Source organism: Mesorhizobium sp. M8A.F.Ca.ET.161.01.1.1, assembly GCF_004792105.1.
Lineage (GTDB): Bacteria > Pseudomonadota > Alphaproteobacteria > Rhizobiales > Rhizobiaceae > Mesorhizobium.
In genome coordinates this window covers 1-441 of sequence record NZ_SRTD01000075.1, presented here as the reverse complement: position 1 = coordinate 441, position 441 = coordinate 1, and the positions used below count along the sequence as shown (strand labels likewise).

Sequence of the window (441 nt, the reverse complement as noted above, 5' to 3'; positions counted from 1 at the left end):
GCGGCGATCAAGGCGGGAAGGATCGGGATTGCGCCGGACATCGCAAGCTTCACCGGAGCCGGCGTGAAATTCGTCGATGGCGTGGAGAAGAAATTCGACGCTGCGATTTTCGCCACAGGCTATCGTCCTGCCTATGACGCCCTCCTGCCGGAGGAGCTCAGTCCGGGCAGGAGCGGCGTGAACGCGCGGGCAAGCGAATTGGGCGTCTATCTCATCGGCTTCCACAATCCGGTCACCGGCCTGTTGCGCGAGATCGGCATCGAGGCGCAGGCGGTGGCCGCCGATATCAAGAAGCGGGGGTGAAAGTGCGCCCCGTCCCCGACAAGGGAGAGGGGCGCCAGGCCCTCAATGCTTCGCGCTGCTAGCCTTGCCTTCGTTGACGGCGATGCGCCTGGCTTTGGTCTGGGCGCGCTTGGTCTTGGGCAGCGCCACGGTGAGCAC

The 441-nt window shown here is 65.1% G+C and carries 1 pseudogene; it reads left to right on the top strand.

Going from position 1 to position 441, the window contains the following annotated elements:
• Positions 1-303 (top strand): annotated as a pseudogene (locus EN804_RS34660) (NAD(P)/FAD-dependent oxidoreductase); the annotation flags it as partial.
• Positions 304-441 lie beyond the last annotated feature (138 nt).